Consider the following 17,138-nt stretch of genomic DNA (forward strand, 5'->3'; position numbering starts at 1 on the left):
GCCTGAGGGAGTGGCCGGCAAGGATGCCGCTCGTGGGCGAGGGCTAGCGTCGGGGCCGCGGCAATCGGGCACCCGGGGGAGACATGGCCGAGCGAATGGTCCAAGCCAACGGGATCGACGTCCACACCGCTGAGTAGCTGACCAAGAACAGGGAGGGGTGCTGATGCTGTCCGATCGCAGTTTGGGGTGGCTCCGGTACCTCGACCGCAAGGCCCACACTCCCGACGACTGGTCACGCACCGGCCAGCCGCATCCCCACTGGGACGACCGCTCCGACCCGCCCATGGCGAGCTGGCATCGCTTCGACCTGGTCGACTCGTCCTACGCACTCGGCCTCATGGCCCACCGCACACCAGCGTGGACGGAGCGCTACGTAGCCGTCTTGGACCAGCTGATCGAGCGCCACACCGGCTGGTGGTCCGCCGCCGACTGGCTCACCCAGTTCGGCCCCGACCCCGACCGGGCCAACTATCCCGACGCTTACCGGCCGTTCATCCCGCGCCAGCTCTGGGGCGATTACGACGTGCCCGGCTGGACCGCCAACGGCACCGAGCCGTGGGGCGTCCAGATGGACCCCGTCGCTGCGGCCGGGATGCTCTTCTACAAGGGTTTCTTCCTGGTGCTGCTCGGCATCCGCGAGATGATCGCCGCCGAGAGCCACTGGAATGAACCGTTCGAGATGATCTGTGACGGCGAGCACACCTTCACGTGGACTCACTCCGAGATCGCCGCTCACCTGCGGCAGCAATGGCTGGCTGCCCCGATCGGCTGCCACTGAGAGAACACCAAGATCTGGCCGTTCTGACTGGCCGGCGCCGGCCTCGGTCTGAGGCTTCACGACAACCGCTACGGCACTGACCATCACCCCGCCGCCTTCGGCCCCTGGTGGGAGTACGCCCGCGAGCACTACCTGGATCTGGTCGGAGAGGCCGAGCCCACGACCACCACCATGTATTACGACCCGCTGATCGACGTGCACCACCGCCTGCCGGTCCGGGCCGCGCTGACCACGTCGTTCTATGTGGCCCCTCAGCAGTCTGACGAGGCGCGGCGCCTGTTCGAGGCAGCCTGCCGGTCGGCCCGCCTCGACGGCGACCTCGACCTGCCCCTGATCGCCGGCCGCGGGGTCCCTTCGTCGCTGGTGCTGGCCCGTGAATGGGGCATGACCGACCTTGCCGAACGGCTGGCTGCAGCCATCGAAGCGTCATACGAACCGACCTGGGACCACGATCGGGGCGAGTTCACCTGGGGCATGGGTTTGAACGAGGCATACCCGAGGGGCCAGTTCAACGCATTCCTGGCGACCGCTGAAGCGGGCGGACCGGGCCGGTGGACAGCGCTGTCGGCAGCGCCGCTCGAGCGCTGCCCCCAAGTGGTCGACGTCGATTTTCCCCGTGTCGCCCTGAGGCAGGCCGAATGGGTCGGCAGCACGCTGCGGCTCAACCTGGCACCGCTGCACCCCCAGCCACGTCAACGGACGACGTTCAGGGTCGTCGGCGCTGCCCCTGGGTCATGGCAGATCGCCGGACCGGAAGGTGCCACGGTGAGCTCGACTGAACGAGGCCTGATCGTCGACACGCTACTCGTGGAAGGCGAGATCGAGCTGGCTCCATCGGCCGTCGCATAGCTCTGTTCAGCTGATCTCGACGGGAAACACGCCTGAACCCCCTGCGACGGGTTCAGTAGGAGATTGGCGTGGTCCAACGAGGATCGTCGTGGGCGTTCCAGTAGGCCTGGCGAAGCTGGGTCGTGACTGGCCCCGGGGTTCCATCGCCCAGCGGTTGGCCGTCGATCATCGTGACCGGCATCACCCCACCAGCCGTGCTGGTCATGAATGCTTCGTCGGCTCGGCCGGCGTCGCCAATCGGGATGGGTGCGACATGGGTGGGCAGTCCCAGCTCGGCGGCCAGCTCGAGGATCGTCCTGCGGGTAATGCCTTCGAGCACCCCAGCGTCGGGCGTGCACAGCTGGCCGTCGGCAACGAGGAAGATGTTGAACCCGGGCCCTTCGGTGAGGTTGCCCTCCAGGTCGGGCAGCACGACCACACTGCCGCCCCGCTCGCGGGCCTCGAACGCGCCGCGGGTCAGATCGCCCCAATGGAAGTTCTTGACCGTCGGGTCAACAGAGGTCTCGGGAATGCGCACCGTGTCCCGGGCGATGATCAGGTGTGATCCAGCCTCCTGTTTGTCGGGTTCGACGATCCACACGTAGGGAATCGCATAGGCGTAGAACTGGTTCCGAAAGGTCCAGGGGTTGCGGCTCTCATGGCCGGGCCACCCTCTCGTCGCGATCATGTCGACGTAGGACTCCCGCAGCCCCGACCGTCGAACGCATTCATGCAGGATCTGCGCGATCTGCTGGCGGTCGACGTCGAGGTTCAAGTGGAGGTGCTTCATGCTGCGTTCGAACCGGTCCAGGTGCTCGTCGAGGCGGAAGAACTTCCCGTCCCACACCGCAACGACGTCGTAGGTAACATCTGACCGGCTGAATCCGACGTCGAGCAGCGGGATCCTGGCGTCGCCGATCGGGACGAACTCACCCTGGATCCAGGCGCAGCCTTTGCTGAAGGGGTTGTCGTCAGCCATCGAATACTCCGTTTGCTCGGCTACTCGTCGTCGGCGCTGGACCCATTGCTGGCACGGCGGTCAATCAGCTTCTGGCAGTGCTGTGCGCCGTTCATGGCTGGCACCCGGCCCACGCCGGGGCCCATGTCGCCCAGCACCGGGAAGCCGGCGTCCACGCGGAAGCTGAACGGCATCGACTCGGGCAAGAAGCACTCGACGTCATCGCAGGCCTGCCAGCGAAGCTGACCGCTGATCGTGACATAACGGCCATCGTCGTCCTTGCGCATCTGGCGTGCGTTCTGTGCGACCGGCAGCCGCAGCACCACGTCCCCCTCGTAGGTCTGCAGCGTGTCGCCCGACTCGGCGAGCGTCAGGGGCCAGGTCGGCGGCGCCAGCAGCTCGTAGGACAGGATTCCGTCGCTGTCGTCGAGTTCGATCGCTGTAGCCACCAAGCCCTTGGGCACAGGTTCGCCGTAGAGGTGCTGGCCGTTGGGCACCCGGAATGTGGCAACGATGTGGCGGGCGACGCCCATCGGCAGCCGATCGCCGTCGACCATCACGTCCGCAGTGACCCGGTCGACCGGCAGCCCGTCGGCCGAAGCCCCAGCTTCGAACTCCTGGCCGAGCGCAGCAGCGAGCATCTGCTCGGGACCTGAGCGCACAGCGAAGTTGTGCTCGAAGAACTTCGCCACGATGACCCCGTCCGCATCGACGACATACGACCCGGGGAACGGAAGGCCGTACCACGGGTGGTCATCTGGCGGGATCAGCGTGTTGAGGATCCCGAACGACCGGATGACCTCACTGTCGGGGTCGGACAGCATGGTGAAGGTGGTGTCATGGGCCGCCGCGTAGTCGGCCAAGGCGTCGGGCTCGTCATAGCTCAGCGCATACAGGCGCACGTCCGCTGCCCGGTAGGCATCCATGCCTCGTTCCAGCTCGACCAGCTGGGTGCGGCATGGCGGTCACCACACTGCCGAGCGGTAGAACACCACCACAGCCGGCTGACCCGCCTGGTCAGCGTGCACATCGACCCGGCGGCCTGACTGGTCCGTCGCCACGATGTCCGGCAGGCGGGATCCCACCTCGGGGCCGGTCGGGAAGTCACCCAGCGGGATCCGGCGACTTCCATTGCCGGGCGGCTCGGGCATGTTGAAGCCCTCAGCATCCTCGAAGTACGGACCATTCGAGGGGCCGCCCCTGGTGTCAAGTGTGATCTCCATCGGCAGCTCCGATCGTCCGCCGTGCGGCGTCGATCATTGCACGCTGGTCGTCCGCGTTTCCCGGTACGAGCGCCCCGCCAGGGCCGCGGCGGTCCCGGCCGGGAGTGCTCGGCCACGCGTTCGGCAACAGATTGCTTCAATCAAGCGGCCAGCCGGGCAGCAAGCCCGCTGTCCGGGAGCGCCGCGCTCGCCGTAGGAGCGGCAAGCTACGTTGCAGCCGTGGCTACTTCAGGATTTAGCGGGCGGCGCGAAGACGAGCCGCTGCTGCGCGGTCAGAGCACCTACATCGACGGACTCGATGTCCCCGAGCTGGTCGGAGCGGCGCAAGCCGTCTTCGTACGCTCGGCTGAAGCCCATGCGCGGCTCGCGTCGGTCGACGTGACCGAGGCTCGGGAGGCCGACGGGGTGCTCGCCGTGCATCTCGGTCCCGAGGTGGACGGCTGGCCGTTCCCGCCTCGCCTCCCGTCGATGAACCGCGACCTGTGGCGCCCGCTGATGGCTTACGACACCGTGCGCTTCGTCGGTGAGCCCATCGCCTTGGTCATCGCCGAGACCCGTGCCGCAGCAGTGGACGCAGCCGAGCTTGTCATCGTCGACTACGAGCCGCTGCCTCCAGTCGTCGACCTCGATGCGAGTCTCGACGGCGCGACGCTGCTGCATGAGCACGCCGGCACCAACGTCGCCCTCGCCTGGGAGCTCGATCCAGTCCCCGACGAGGTATGGGACGGCTGCGACGTCACCGTCGAGTTCGACTTGGTACACCCGAGGCTGGGTCCGCACCCGATCGAGCCGCTTGCCGGCGCATCGAGCTGGGGAACCGATGGGCGCTGCACGGCCTGGGTGTGCTCGCAGCGGCCAGCGGGCGCCAAGCACGTCATCGAAACACTGCTCGGCCTCGAACCGGGAATGGTGCGGGCCATCTCGCCCGACGTCGGCGGCGGGTTCGGCGCCAAGGGCGGCTGGGGCTGCTATCCCGAAGATGTGGCGGTCGCCTGGGCGGCACGCGAACTCGGGCGGCCGATCCGTTGGGCGCAAACCCGCTCGGAGGCATCCTTGGCGATGGGCCACGGGCGGGCCTCCCGCCATCGCATCCGCATCGGCGGCAACCGTGACGGCGTCATCGTGGCCTACGCCGTCGACGCCCTGCAGGACAGCGGTGCGTACCCCGCGATGGGCACCAACGTCACCACCAACCTCCGCAACAGCGGCACGGGTGTCTATGACATTGCTCACGCAACGCTTCGGGGCACCTCAGTGGTCACCAACACGACTCCCACGGTGGCGTTCCGGGGCGCCGGTCGGCCCGAAGCGGCCTGTTCAATCGAACGAGCAGTCGACCGTTTCGCCCGGGTAATCGGTCGCGATCCGCTCGAAGTCCGCATGGCCAATCTGGTGCCAGCCGACCAGTTCCCGTACCGCACGGCCGTCGGAGCCACCTACGACAGCGGGAATTATCCCGAAGCGCTGCAGCAGGCGGCAGCAATCGCCGACTACGCGGGCTTGCGTGCGGAACAGGAAGAACGGCGAGCGAACGGGAACAGCGACGTGCTGCTCGGGATCGGCGTGAGTTGCACTACCGAGATCACCGGCGGCGGCGAAGGGGAGCGGGCGACAGCGCAGCTCGATGCGGACGGCCGAGTCGATGTGGTGGTGGGCACGTCACCTCACGGCCAGGGCCACGAAACGACGTTCGCTCCAGTGGTGGCTGCCCAGCTCGGCCTTGATGTCGACCAGATCACCATCTCGCACGACGACACGGACCGTTCCCCCATCGGCGGGGGCACGATCGGGTCCCGTTCGGCGCAGCTCGGCGGTTCGGCCGCCCATGGAGCGGCGGTTGACCTGGTGGCGGCGGCCCGCGAGCGCGCAGCCGAACTGCTTGAAGCCGACCCCGATGACGTGACGCTCGACACCGGTCGCGGGCTGTTCCACGTGGTGGGCACCCCGGCCCGATCCCTCGGCTGGGCCGACCTGGGCGAGCTCAGCGTCGACCACCACTTCCAACCGGAGGGCAGAGCCGGATCGTTCTCGTTCGGCGCCTGTGTGGCCGCTGTGGAGGTTGACACCGCCACCGGCGAAGTACAGGTGCGCCGCCTGGTGAGCGTGGATGACGCCGGCGTGATCCTGCAGCCGGTCCTGGCCCACGGGCAAGTACACGGTGGCTTGGCACTGGCTGTCGGGGCTGCGCTGTACGAGGAGATGTTCTACGACGACGAGGCCATTCCCATGACCGTCGGCCTCGCCGACTACCTTCTGCCCTCCGCTGCGGAGCTTCCCTTCTTCGAGTGCGACGAGACCGAGACTCCCTCGCCCCTCAACCCACTGGGGGTTAAGGGCATCGGCGAGTCCGGGACCGTCGTCGCGACCCCCGCGATTCACAGTGCAGTGCTCGATGCATTGGCGCCTTACGACGTCGAGCATCTCGACCTGCCGCTGACACCCGAGAAGATCTGGCGTTCACTGCAGTGATCCAGTCGAGATCGGCGTATCCCCCCGAGCCGCATCATGAGTCAAGGGGAGCTGGTCGCGAATGTATATATAAACGCGAGATGCTATTGATACGATGAATCCATGGCCGCGCAACTCCGTTCGGCGCAGTTGTCGCTGAGGATCGGTCAACAGGATCTTGACCGGATCCGCGAGGCCGCACTTGTTTCCGGCGAGACAGTTGCGCGCTTCCTCCGTGAGGCGGCCCGGGAGCGGTGCAGGACTGTGGAGGGGCGGCAGCCGGACGACGTCGGAGCTTCGTGTGCCGAGTCACCGGACCAGCTCAGCCGAGTCGAACGCTTGGTGCTCGCTGCGGTGACGTCGTCCGCCAGTCTCCGCAGCGTTGCGGGCGTTGCCAGGGCCGCAAGGGTGTCATGGTCAGCGACGCGCCACGCGCTGGACACGCTGTCCGCACGCGGCACGGTGAGAATTCGTGCCTCGGAGCGGGGCCGCCGCAGTGGCGTATGTGAGGTCAGTGTCTGGGAGCCTGCCGTTGCCTCCCCTGATTTTGAACAGTTGCTTGCTCAGGCCAAAGGTGTAGGCCTGCCTCCGCCATCGCCGAAACGTGTGCATGCGGGGCACTTGCCATCCGAATTCTGGTCGCTGTTCTGGAACCACCCAGATCCGTCGTCGCTGCGACTGCCCGACGATGAGGCCTACGTCGCCAACCGGCTGCTCAATGGCCCGTCGGCGCGCGCGGCGTTGTGGGCGTCAGTGCGCATGTCCACCAGTGCGCTCCGAGACTGCTTGCCGTTGAGATCGACCCAGCCCACGGCGCGTGCACTCATAGAGAACGCGCTGGCGCATCGCTGTACTGCGCCGCAGTGAATTCTCTCGGCGAGCAACCCGGCAGTGGCGAATCCGGCATTGAGGGGCCCGGTAGCGACTCTCTCGAGAACTGGTCCGATGTGCTCGACCCGGAGACCCGCGCTTGCTGGCCGCTGGTCGCAGCGGTCACCCCGCCGTCGGGCGTGCTGGTGGGCGGTACCGCGCTGGCCGTGCACCTGCGGCACCGCCGCAGCAGAGACCTCGATGTCTTCGTGCATGAGGTGTTCGACTCGGGAGCGATATTGGACGACCTGCGAGCGATCGCAGAGGTCTCGGTCATGTCAGTCGCGGACGGCACGCTCAAGTGCCAGGCAGATGGTGTGAAGGTGCAGTTCCTGCATGCGCGCGACCAGAGACAGATCGATCCGCCGGGACTCATCGAGGGATTGGCTGTCGGATCGGTTCGCGACATCGCAGCAACCAGGTACAAGGTGATCGGCGATCGAGGCGAGCTTCGTGACTATTTCGACCTCATGTGCATCACCGTCGATGCCGGCATCAGCCCGAGCATGGGGCTACGTCTGTACGCCGAGCGGTACGGAATCGGTCTGGATCACCCAAGCGTGGCGCACGTTGTGATGGCACTCGGCTCTTTCGACGACGTGGCTGACGACCCATGGTTTGCAGAAGCAGCGCCGGAGGCAAGCTTCACGACAGTCTCGTCCTACTGGTGCCAGCGCCAACCGGAACTGGCTGCCTGGCTGGCTGCGGCACTTGATTGATCAGACGGCGCCGCGTCATGGCGAGCGCACCAGCGCGATTGTCCTCATACTGAATCTCGACTGCGGCCCGGCTTGGCGAGCACCGCCGACGGGTCGAGTGAGCGGCAACCGTCGCTGTCACCGGCCCAGGAGCTGTCTCGCCTCCTCAACAGCGCTGGTGACGACGTCGCCGGCGCTCGGCAGATCCCTGAGCAGGTCGAACGCGGCGCCTGCATAGAGGGGTTGCATCTGGTCGTCGTCGGCATTCACGGCGGCTCGTTGCAGGTCGGCGCGCGCCGCGGCCTGCAACAGTCCGGGCAGCGGCAGTCCGTCATGGTCTGCCCAGTGGTCGGTGAATTCCGACTTCAGGACCCGGGCCCACTGGCCGGTGAACCCGTCGGTGAGCACGGTGGTGCCGGCTCCGGAGATCAGCCGGTCCTTCCAGAGTTGGCTGGCTTGCGATTCGGCGGTGGCAACGAACCGTGTGCCCATGAGCACGCCGGCCGCACCGAGCATCGTCGCCGCTGCCAAGCCTCGCCCGTCCACGATGCCGCCGGCCGCCACCACCGGAACCTGGTCATCGATCGCCTCGACAACCTGGGGGACCAGGGTGAACGTCCCGGTACCGACGGCTTCGGCGGCAGGCAGCTTGCGGCCGTGGCTGCGGTGCCCGCCTGCTTCGAGACCCTGCGCGATCACCACATCGCTTCCGTGAGCGACGGCGCTGGCGGCGTCGGCTGTCGTCGCCACCATGGTCACAACGCGAGTCCCGATTTCGTGGAACCGCTCGACCAGCTCAGCCCCGGGGATACCGAGACCCGCAGAGAAAACGGGAATGCGCTCGTCGATCATCACCGCGAGCGCGGCATCGACGAGATCGGGCATCGGCCGGGGTGCTTCGAGTGTCGAGGCAAGGTCGAATCTGGGTCGGAGTTCGTTGAGAACGCTCTGCACCGAGCGGACGAGGTCCGAGTGGTTGGCGACGTCAGGCGGCGTGCGAACGTCGTCGTGCAGCCAGATGTTGACGCCGAATGGCCGATCCGTGAGCTGCCGCACTCGCTCGATAGCCGAGCGCACGGCGTCGGGCCGAAGATTGAGCGCGGCCAGGATCCCGAGGCCTCCGGCGTTGCTCACCGCAGCGACGAGTTCGGGGCCGGCTACGCCCCCCATGCCCGACTGCAGCACAGGTGAGGTGACACCGATGACGGCTTCGAGCCGCTTGGGATCCCCGGGAGTCAGAATTCCCGCACCCTAGGCGGGCCAGCGTTGGCCCCAGTCGGGCGCCGGCGCGGGTTGGCGGGTGCGGCTGTCAGTCGGTGTCGGCGCCGAGGCGAGGCGTGAATGCGGTCTTGCCGGTGCCGCCTCCCTTGAGCGCGGCGGCGGCTCGTTCGTTGTCGAAGATTTTCGCAAGTATGGCCTTGCCCGCCCGGTCGAAGTACTCCCGGTTCTCGATCACGAACTCGTTCGACTCCTGCATCGACGCGAGCTGACCGTTGACCGCGGGGATGACGTGGCGCGCCACCAGGTCCCAGCTGCGGAACATGGCCTCGGGTTCGGCCCAGTCATTGACAAAGCCCATCATCACGCCGAACCCGCCGGTGACCGCCTGCATCCGCAGGATGTTCTCGATCAGGTCGTCCGGCGTGCCGATGACGCCCGCGGCGGTGTCAGGGTTGGCGTAGAAGTCGATGGCCTCCGCAGTGGACGCCAGCGGTTCGAGGCCCGGACGCTGCAACGTGTCGACGTTGTATTCGTTGTGCCACCGCAGCAGCCCGTGCTCAACCTCGCGATGGGCCTGCTCGCGGGTGGGAGCCACATGGAAGTTGAACATCACCCGCCAGTTGGCCCGGTCCACAACTTGGTCGTGCTTCTGCGCGGCTTCTTCGGCGAAGCTCCACTGCAGCGGGAGCGATGCCAGACCGTCGGTGGACATTGACCCGATCGACAGCACGCCCATGCCGTACTTGCCCGCGAGCGTCATGCCCGACGGGCTGATCATCGACGCCGTCGTCATCGGTATCTCGTGCTGGTACGGCAGGATCTGCAGCTTGGCGTCGTACATCGAGAACCAGTCGCACTCGTAGGTGAAGCGCTCGCCGCCTGCAAGCAGCCGCTTGATGACCGGGATGGCTTCGTCCTGGCGGTCGCGCAACAGCATGGGATCGATGCCCAGGGTGTGGGCATCGGACGGCAGCGCGCCCGGGCCGGTGCCGAGCATCGCCCGCCCGAAGCTCATCTGGTCAAGCTGGACGATGCGCTGGGCGACGCTAAAGGGGTGGTGGTAGGGGATGGAGGTGACGCCGGTGCCCAGCTTGATGCGGCTGGTCCGCATGGCGGCGCCGGCCAGGAACATCTCGGGCGAGCCGATCGTCTCCCAGCCGGTCGAATGGTGCTCGCCGCACCAGAACTCGTCGTAGCCCAGCCGGTCGAGGTGGGTGACGAGGTCGAGATCCCGTTGCAGCTGCAGCGTAGGGCTCTCCCCGGGGAGATGGTGGGGGGCCAGGAATGCGGCGAATTTCACCCTCGGGACCCTACCGAAGCGGTGCGACGCCGGAGCGAGCGAACATCACTGCGTCCCTAGCTGATACTGCGGCCGCCGTCGACGTCGAGACAGACGCCAGTGAGAAAGCTGGCCTCGTCGGAGGCAAGGAACATCACGGCGTTGGCGACGTCGGTGGGGTCGGTCATGCGGCCCATTGGGATGCCGTCGATGATCGACTGCTTCAGCGGATCGGGCAGCGTGTCGCTGCCGGTCGCCCGAACGAAGAACGCAGTCTCCGAAGCCACGGGTGCGACGCAGTTGATCCTGATGTCGGGCGCAAACTCCTCGGCCAGGCCTCTCGTCAGGATGATCGCCGCCGCCTTGGACGCGTTGTAGGGCGTGAAGCCCTTGCGAGGCCGTTTCCCGCCGATCGACGCCGTGCTCACGATGGAGCTCCCCGGCCCCATGTGCGGCGTGAAGTGCTTCACTGCGAAGTAGATGCTGCGCGTGTTGACCGCCCACATGAGGTCGAACTCGTCAGTGGGAACGTTCAGCGTGTAGCCGGCCCGGTGCGAGAACCCGGCGTTCGTGGCCACGATGTCGATGCCGCCCCAGGTGTCGGTCATCAGCTGGGCCAGCTCCGCATGGGCGTCTTCGTCGGTGACATCGAGCCGGAATGTCAGCGCCCCATCCAGATCGGCGGCGACTGCTTCGGCACCGTCGATGTCGATGTCGGTCACCATCACCTGGGCGCCGCGGCCGGCGAACCCCTGGCTGATCGCTCGCCCGAAGCCGGACGCACCGCCGGTCACGATCACCCGCTTGCCGCCAAAACGCATCGTCACTCCGTTCTGTCGTGAATCGCTCCGCTAGGAGACGTTCTCCCGTGAGCGGATCGTAGGTCAGGCTCTGGCGAGCACCCCCGGCGCTCAGCGCTCAGGGTGACGCGAGGATGCCTTCGGCTTCGAGGTCGTCGATCGACGCAGCGTCGTAACCGACCTCGGCCAGGATCTCGCGACCATGCTCGCCGATGCCGGGCGCAGGGCGCCGGATGCCGGCCGGTGTCTCGGAGAACTGCTCGGGCGGCGGGATGACCCGGTACGGACCTGCGACGGGATGGGTGTCGACCGGGAGCTGCTCGATGAGCTCGTCGAGCGTGGCCGCCTCAGTCGCCGGGATCCCGTGCGCTTCGCAGAATTCCAGCCACTTGGCGGTCGTGCGCTGGGTGAGCACGGTCGCGACGTCGCGGTACAGGCTGTCGCTGTGGACGACTCGCTCGATGGGCGTCGCGAAACGTTGATCGGATGCGAGATCGGGGCGACCTCCGGCTTCGAAGAGTGCGACGTAGTGGGCTTGGTCGTAGGGGAGGATGTTGATCCAGCCGTCGGCGGTTTGCTGCGGCTTGCGCTCGGGCGTCAGGATGCGGGCATAGCCGGCGTCTGCAACGGGGGGCTCGGAGATCGCGCCCGAGCCGTGCTCGGTGAGCACGAAGGCCCGCATGACATCGATCATCGGGATCTCGATGCATTGCCCCTGACCGGTGAGGGATCGGTGGTACAGACCGGCAAGTACGGCATTGGCGATGGTCAGGCCGCAGACCTTGTCGGCAACGAGGCTCGGCAGCAGCATCGGCTCGCCACCCATTCGACGGAAGAGGTCGCCGACGCCGCTGGCGGACTGGATGATGTCGTCATAGGCGGGTGCGTCCGCCTGATCGCTTGACGACGGGTAGCCGTGTGCCCGGCAGAACACGATGTTGTCTCGGACTTCCCGTACCGCCTCGTAATGCAGGCCGAGGCGTCGCAGCGGGCCGGGACGGAGGTTGGTGATCATCACGTCGCACGTCGCGGCGATGTCCAGGAATGCCTGGCGCCCACGCGGTTGCTTGAGGTCGATCGCAACGCTGCGCTTGTTGCGCAGGAGATTGAGCGAGATGCCCGAGAACCCCTCGGCCGGGCCGGACCCCATGGTGCGGTTGCGGTCGCCCTTCGCAGGCTCGACGAAGATGACATCGGCGCCGAGATCCCCGAGCGTGCGCGTGGCAGCCGGACCCATCAACACCGACGACAGATCAAGAACCCGGATCCCAGACAACGGCCCCGCAGCGGTCTCACCTGTGCTCATCTGGCTCCCGGTCGTCGGCGCCCGCTAAAGGAAAGCACGATTGAGCTCTCGATCCTCGCGAATCCCCTGCACCAGCTCGCGATCCGAGACGCTCCTAGACGGTCTCGAATTGCAGCGCCGAAGTATCGAGACCCGGTGAGCGTGTCGACAGGTGGAGCATCTCGACACCCACGACCTCGTTGGCCTGATTGAAGTCGAGCACCACACCCGGCGCAACTTCTCTTGACTCCACGATGTCTGAATCATCGAGCCGTAGGTAGAGGGCATCGGCTTTCGTATCGATTTGAAGCCTCACAGGTCACCTCGTGCTGGGAAGTCTGCTCCGCGAGTTCGAGTGACGCGGTGACGTCCGATTCGGACGATAGTGCTGAGGTCTGAGATTCGAGGCGGTGGATCGGATATAGCTTCGGAATGTGACTGACGGCCTCGATGAACTGCGGCGGGATGTCGCCGTGGGGTGCCGGGTGATGGCCCATCGCGGGCTGGTCGAGAACATCTTGGGGCACATCAGCTTGCGGCTCGACGGCAACCGGGCGCTGGTGCGGTGCCGTGGGCCCGCGGAAGCGGGGCTTCGGGTCACGACGCCAGAAGATGTGCGTGTCGTCGATGTCGACTCGGGCGAGATCATCGACGATCCCGGTGGCGACTACAGGGTGCCGAGCGAGCTGCCGATCCATACGTCGGTGCTTGGAGCCCGTCCTGACGTTGCCTGTGTGGTGCACGCCCATCCGCTCGATGTCGTGGTGGCCAGCCTTGCGGGGTTCGCACTCGAGCCGATCTTCGGCGCCTACGACATCCCGGCGACCCATCTCGCTGCTGTGGGCGTTCCGGTGCATCCGCGTTCGGTCCTGATCCGCACCGATGAGCTGGCCGCAGAGATGACGGCGTCGCTCGGCAGCTCCGACACCCTCGTGCTGAAGGGGCACGGTGTCGTGACCACTGGCTCAGACGTTGCCGAGGCGGTGCTGCGGGCGCTGCAAGTCGACACCCTCGCGCAGGTGCACCTGCGGGTTCGCAATGCGGGAGCGATCCCCAATGCGATACCAGACGAGGATCTGGCCGAACTCCCGGACCTCGGCGGGGCCTTCAACCGTGAGACGCTGTGGCGGCACCACCTGGCGGCCCTGGACCTGGACCGACTTGGGCTGAACTAGGGCACGGGGAGGACTTATGGAGATCGACGAGGTCACCACAGCGGTGCGTCAGGGCCTCATTCCTGCCTACCTGTACAACGACGCCGAAGTATTCGAGCTGGAACGGGCTCGGCTGTTCGGCCGGTCGTGGAACTTCCTGGCGCACGAGTCCGAGATCGCTCGGCCAAACGACTACGTCGTGCGCAACATCGGGGACGATTCGTTCCTGGTGACCCGCGACAGCGACGGGCAGATCCACGTGATGTTCAACATGTGCGTCCACCGCGGCATGCAGGTCTGCCGTGCCGAACGTGGCAGCGCCCGCACGTTCCGCTGCCCGTATCACGCATGGACGTACCGCAACGACGGCCAACTCGTCGGACTGCCCTTCCATACGGACGCGTACGGGGGCGATGCGGGCTTCATAAAGGAAGGTCAGGCACTCCTGCCGGCCCCGTCGATCGCAGTTCGCAATGGAATGATCTTCGCCAGCCTCGACCCGGACGCCCCCGACTTCGAGACCTGGCTGGGGGACTTCGCCTTCTACCTCGACTTCTACACCGGCCAGAGCGCGGCGGGGATGGAGTTCCGCGGTCCCCAGCGCTGGCGCATCGAGGCGAATTGGAAGATCGGCGCCGAGAACTTCATGGGCGACAGCTACCACACGCCCCACACCCACGCGAGCGTGGTCGACATTGAGCTCTTCGGCGAGCCGAAGCCCTACAAGCGCAAGGAGGGCGTGCTGTGGCACGCGGGACCCGGCGGCGGCACCACCTACAAGCTGCCGGCGGGCAACGGGTTCAGAACAGGACTGCAGTACGTCGGCTACCCCGACGAGATGATCGACCGCATGGAGGAGAGGCTGAGTGCTCCCCAGCGTGCGCTGGCAGGGGAGTCGGGCTTCATGCCGTCGGCGGCGACGCTGTTCCCCAACCTGAGCTTCGTCCACAACTGGCCCCAGACCGACGGCGAGGGGCGGATCACGCCGTTCATCTCGGTGCGCTTGTGGCAGCCTGTCGGACCGGCCGAGACCGAGGTGTACTCGTGGTTCTGCGTGGCGGCTGACGCCCCGGACGACTACAAGGCCGCGTCGTACAAGGCGTACTTGATGTGTTTCGGGTCGTCGGGGATGTTCGAGCAGGACGATGTCGAGAACTGGGTGTCGATCACGACGATGGCACGAGGGTCGATGGCACGAAATCTGCTCCTCAACAACCGCATGGGCCTGACGCTCGCCGGCGATCCGATCGTTGACCAGTTCGAGGGCTTCGCTGGCCCAGGAACGGCCTACCAGGGCTTCGGCGAGCACAACCAGCGCCACTGGTTCTCGATGTGGGCCGACCTGGTCTCCCGGCCAGCACCCGAACGCGAGATGATCGCCTTCGGCATGGGGGAGACGCTCACATGAGTTCGCAGCGGGCCCGAGCCCCGCTGCCATACGACGACTCGCGGCACCAGGCCGCTGCGCAATTCTTGGTGGAGGAAGCGCACCTTCTTGACAGCGCCGACTTCGAGGGATGGCTCGGGCTCATGGATCCGCAGATCCGTTACCGGATGCCCGTGCGAGTGACGGCCGTGAAAGCAGCCGACGAGGCCGACGTGCAGACGATGGATCACTTCGACGAGGACTGGTATTCGTTGCAGAAGCGGGTGCAGCGATTCCAAACTGACTACGCATGGACCGAGGATCCCCAGAGCCGGATTCGCCACCACATCTCCAATGTCCGGACCTTCGAGGGCGACGGCGACGAGCTCATCGTGGAATCGGCGGTGTTGCTCTACCGCTCTCGTGGCGACCGGACGGCGCCGAGCTTGCTGTCCGCCGGCCGCACCGACGTTCTGGTGCCGACGCCGCACGGGATGCGCCTGCGATCGAGGGACATCCAGATCGACGAGTCGGTCCTGCGTACCCAGAACCTGGCGATCTTCCTGTGAGCGCTGTGTTGTCCGGCGCTGTGTTGTCCGGCGCCGTCGTGTTCGTGTTGGTGGCAGTGCCTGCAGTGGCCGTGCGATGAGCAGGCTGACCGGCAATCGAGCTTTGATCATCGGGGCCGGCTCGGGTATCGGCCGGGGCGTGCACGAAGCCTTCCTGGCCGAAGGTGCCAACGTTGGAGCGCTTGAGATCGACCCTCGCAAGTGCGAGGCGCTTGTGGAGTTGTCCGATGGGCCGGTGATCTGCGGCGACGCCACGAGCGCGCAGGACAATGACGCCGCTGTAGCGGTGATGCTGGACGCTTTCGGCGGCCTCGACACGCTGGTGGGATGCGTCGGGCTGTTCGACTACTACCTCGGGCTTGCCGACCTTCCCCATGACGTCCTCGACGAAGCGTTCACCGAGGCCATGGACGTCAATGTGCGTTCCATGCTGCTGGCGGTCCGGGCTGCCATCGAGCCTCTGAGCGAGAGCCGGGGGTCGATCATTCTCACCGGCTCGACCAGCAGCTTCATGCCCGGCCGCGGGGGAATCCTGTACGTGGCCAGCAAGTTCGCCGTGCGGGGCTGCGTGATGTCGCTCGCCCACGAGCTTGCACCGGAGATACGGGTGAACGGGGTTGCCCCAGGCGGCACGCACAGCACCGACCTGCGTGGCCTTCGCTCCCTGGGTTTGCACGACCGATCGCTCGGGCAGGAACCGGATCGAGCCGAGTCCATCCGCCAGCGCAGCCCCCTCGATGTCGCTCTCGGCCCCGCGGACCACGCCGAGAGCTACGTATTCCTCGCATCCGAAGCGTCACGGGGCATGACCGGCCGCTTCATCCACAGTGACGGCGGCGCCAACCTCGCCTGACAGGCGGCGCGGAGACGTTACGGCCTGAATCACGAAGCCTTCGGGTTCTTTGCGCAATTTTGCCGCCTGAGGCGGCATTTCTGCACAGAGAATTGCGGCCGACGGTCTGAGCGAAAGGTTGCGTGAGGGCTCAGGCTTCTGGCGTCAATCCCCACACCGCGACTCGGACGGCGTCTTCGAGCTCGGTCACCATCTCGTCGTAGGCGATCCTGTCGGTGACGAGGCGCCGCATGAGGACCTGCCAGAGCGAATAGAGGTTGAAGGCGAGCGTGGCTTTGGGCACATCAGGGTTGAGCATGCCGTTAGCGCTCGCGTCGTCGAGCAGCGAGGCGAGCCGCTTGGAGAACCAGTCAGTGAATGCTTCGGTACCGGCACGGCCGGACCTGCTCACATAGGGGAGCTCCTTGAAGAACGATCGAGCCAGTCGGCGATCCGCTTCGTGGTGGTCGGTGACGTGGAGCAGCAGCGTCATGATCTGATCGACCACACTTGCTGAGCGGTCGACGAGCTCGAAGGCTTCGGTCCACGCCTCGCCTGCCACGTTGACGAATGCGCTGACGAGCAACTCCTCCTTCGACTCGACGTAGAGATAGAGCGTGCCTGCGCCAATTCCTGCGGCCGTGGCGATTTCCGCGGTGGTGGTGTCCTCGAAGCCCTTTTCTTGGAAGAGGGCGGTGGCAGCGGCAACGATGCGCCGCTGCTTGTCCAGCTTGTTGCGCTGGCGTTTGCCCATTTCGGTGACGTCGAGGTCGGCGTCCTCGCCGAGAATTGGGTCACCCGTGATCGACATCGTCGTCTAACGCTAGCG

Annotated in this window: 18 protein-coding genes and 1 pseudogene; 9 read left to right on the forward strand and 10 right to left on the reverse strand. The window is 66.3% G+C overall.

What is annotated here, in order from left to right; all coding sequences use genetic code 11:
* Window positions 1-163 precede the first annotated feature (163 nt).
* Both ACOCMM_RS09540 and ACOCMM_RS09545 read left to right on the forward strand, forming a co-directional pair.
* Window positions 164-778 carry a hypothetical protein gene (locus ACOCMM_RS09540; RefSeq protein WP_419552922.1) on the forward strand — a complete coding sequence of 205 codons (615 nt, stop codon included), beginning with the start codon at window positions 164-166 and terminating at the stop codon, window positions 776-778.
* Window positions 779-949: 171 nt separating this feature from the next.
* Window positions 950-1,627, forward strand: a complete 678-nt coding sequence (locus tag ACOCMM_RS09545; protein WP_419552923.1) for a hypothetical protein — start codon at window positions 950-952, stop codon at window positions 1,625-1,627.
* A 52-nt stretch (window positions 1,628-1,679) separates the two neighbouring features.
* Here the strand turns inward: ACOCMM_RS09545 and ACOCMM_RS09550 are convergent, their stop codons facing one another.
* The 4 genes and pseudogenes from ACOCMM_RS09550 to ACOCMM_RS09565 form a co-directional block, all read right to left on the reverse strand.
* The gene (locus tag ACOCMM_RS09550; protein WP_419552924.1) at window positions 1,680-2,585 is read right to left on the reverse strand and encodes an aminotransferase class IV; all 906 of its coding nucleotides are present in this window, start codon (window positions 2,583-2,585) and stop codon (window positions 1,680-1,682) included.
* Between the two features lie 20 nt (window positions 2,586-2,605).
* Window positions 2,606-3,205, reverse strand: a complete 600-nt coding sequence (locus ACOCMM_RS09555; RefSeq protein ID WP_419554856.1) for a protein-disulfide reductase DsbD domain-containing protein — start codon at window positions 3,203-3,205, stop codon at window positions 2,606-2,608.
* Window positions 3,206-3,247: 42 nt separating this feature from the next.
* Window positions 3,248-3,517, reverse strand: a pseudogene (locus ACOCMM_RS09560) (redoxin domain-containing protein); the annotation flags it as partial.
* 12 nt (window positions 3,518-3,529) lie between these two features.
* Window positions 3,530-3,787: a hypothetical protein gene (locus tag ACOCMM_RS09565; RefSeq protein ID WP_419552925.1), complete on the reverse strand. Its 258-nt coding sequence runs from the start codon at window positions 3,785-3,787 to the stop codon at window positions 3,530-3,532.
* 219 nt (window positions 3,788-4,006) lie between these two features.
* Between ACOCMM_RS09565 and ACOCMM_RS09570 the strand changes: the two genes are divergently transcribed.
* From ACOCMM_RS09570 to ACOCMM_RS09580, 3 genes are all read left to right on the forward strand, one after another.
* Window positions 4,007-6,256, forward strand: a complete 2,250-nt coding sequence (locus ACOCMM_RS09570) for a xanthine dehydrogenase family protein molybdopterin-binding subunit (protein ID WP_419552926.1) — start codon at window positions 4,007-4,009, stop codon at window positions 6,254-6,256.
* Between the two features lie 102 nt (window positions 6,257-6,358).
* Entirely contained in the window at window positions 6,359-7,102 is a 744-nt protein-coding gene (locus tag ACOCMM_RS09575) for a hypothetical protein (protein WP_419552927.1), read from the forward strand.
* Window positions 7,099-7,824, forward strand: a complete 726-nt coding sequence (locus tag ACOCMM_RS09580; protein WP_419552928.1) for a nucleotidyl transferase AbiEii/AbiGii toxin family protein — start codon at window positions 7,099-7,101, stop codon at window positions 7,822-7,824. Before ACOCMM_RS09575 ends, ACOCMM_RS09580 begins: the two co-directional genes overlap by 4 nt.
* A gap of 117 nt (window positions 7,825-7,941) precedes the next feature.
* On the opposite strand, the gene ACOCMM_RS09585 is transcribed toward ACOCMM_RS09580, so the two are convergent.
* The 5 genes from ACOCMM_RS09585 to ACOCMM_RS09605 form a co-directional block, all read right to left on the reverse strand.
* A complete protein-coding gene (locus ACOCMM_RS09585; RefSeq protein ID WP_419554857.1) occupies window positions 7,942-9,045 on the reverse strand; it encodes an NAD(P)H-dependent flavin oxidoreductase in 1,104 nt (367 codons plus the stop codon).
* A 67-nt stretch (window positions 9,046-9,112) separates the two neighbouring features.
* On the reverse strand, window positions 9,113-10,324 hold the full coding sequence (locus ACOCMM_RS09590) for an LLM class flavin-dependent oxidoreductase (RefSeq protein WP_419552929.1): 1,212 nt from the start codon (window positions 10,322-10,324) through the stop codon (window positions 9,113-9,115).
* Window positions 10,325-10,380: 56 nt separating this feature from the next.
* A complete protein-coding gene (locus ACOCMM_RS09595) occupies window positions 10,381-11,124 on the reverse strand; it encodes an SDR family oxidoreductase (RefSeq protein WP_419552930.1) in 744 nt (247 codons plus the stop codon).
* A 97-nt stretch (window positions 11,125-11,221) separates the two neighbouring features.
* Window positions 11,222-12,409 (reverse strand): CaiB/BaiF CoA transferase family protein, encoded by a 1,188-nt coding sequence (locus tag ACOCMM_RS09600; protein ID WP_419552931.1) that lies wholly within the window; start codon window positions 12,407-12,409, stop codon window positions 11,222-11,224.
* Between the two features lie 94 nt (window positions 12,410-12,503).
* Window positions 12,504-12,704 (reverse strand): DUF2283 domain-containing protein, encoded by a 201-nt coding sequence (locus tag ACOCMM_RS09605; protein WP_419552932.1) that lies wholly within the window; start codon window positions 12,702-12,704, stop codon window positions 12,504-12,506.
* Between the two features lie 118 nt (window positions 12,705-12,822).
* On the opposite strand from ACOCMM_RS09605, the gene ACOCMM_RS09610 reads away from it, so the two are divergent.
* From ACOCMM_RS09610 to hcaB, 4 genes are all read left to right on the forward strand, one after another.
* Window positions 12,823-13,563 carry a class II aldolase/adducin family protein gene (locus ACOCMM_RS09610; protein WP_419552933.1) on the forward strand — a complete coding sequence of 247 codons (741 nt, stop codon included), beginning with the start codon at window positions 12,823-12,825 and terminating at the stop codon, window positions 13,561-13,563.
* A gap of 16 nt (window positions 13,564-13,579) precedes the next feature.
* Entirely contained in the window at window positions 13,580-14,950 is a 1,371-nt protein-coding gene (locus tag ACOCMM_RS09615; RefSeq protein WP_419552934.1) for an aromatic ring-hydroxylating oxygenase subunit alpha, read from the forward strand.
* A complete protein-coding gene (locus ACOCMM_RS09620) occupies window positions 14,947-15,477 on the forward strand; it encodes a 3-phenylpropionate/cinnamic acid dioxygenase subunit beta (protein WP_419552935.1) in 531 nt (176 codons plus the stop codon). The genes ACOCMM_RS09615 and ACOCMM_RS09620 overlap by 4 nt, the downstream gene beginning before the upstream one ends.
* A gap of 76 nt (window positions 15,478-15,553) precedes the next feature.
* Entirely contained in the window at window positions 15,554-16,330 is a 777-nt protein-coding gene (gene hcaB, locus ACOCMM_RS09625; RefSeq protein ID WP_419552936.1) for a 3-(cis-5,6-dihydroxycyclohexa-1,3-dien-1-yl)propanoate dehydrogenase, read from the forward strand.
* Window positions 16,331-16,460: 130 nt separating this feature from the next.
* Here hcaB and ACOCMM_RS09630 read toward each other — a convergent pair whose 3' ends face one another.
* Window positions 16,461-17,120 (reverse strand): TetR/AcrR family transcriptional regulator, encoded by a 660-nt coding sequence (locus tag ACOCMM_RS09630; protein ID WP_419552937.1) that lies wholly within the window; start codon window positions 17,118-17,120, stop codon window positions 16,461-16,463.
* Window positions 17,121-17,138 lie beyond the last annotated feature (18 nt).

Origin of the sequence: Candidatus Poriferisodalis sp., assembly GCF_965198245.1 — a bacterium.
In the GTDB taxonomy this organism is placed as follows: Bacteria; Actinomycetota; Acidimicrobiia; order Acidimicrobiales; family Poriferisodalaceae; genus Poriferisodalis.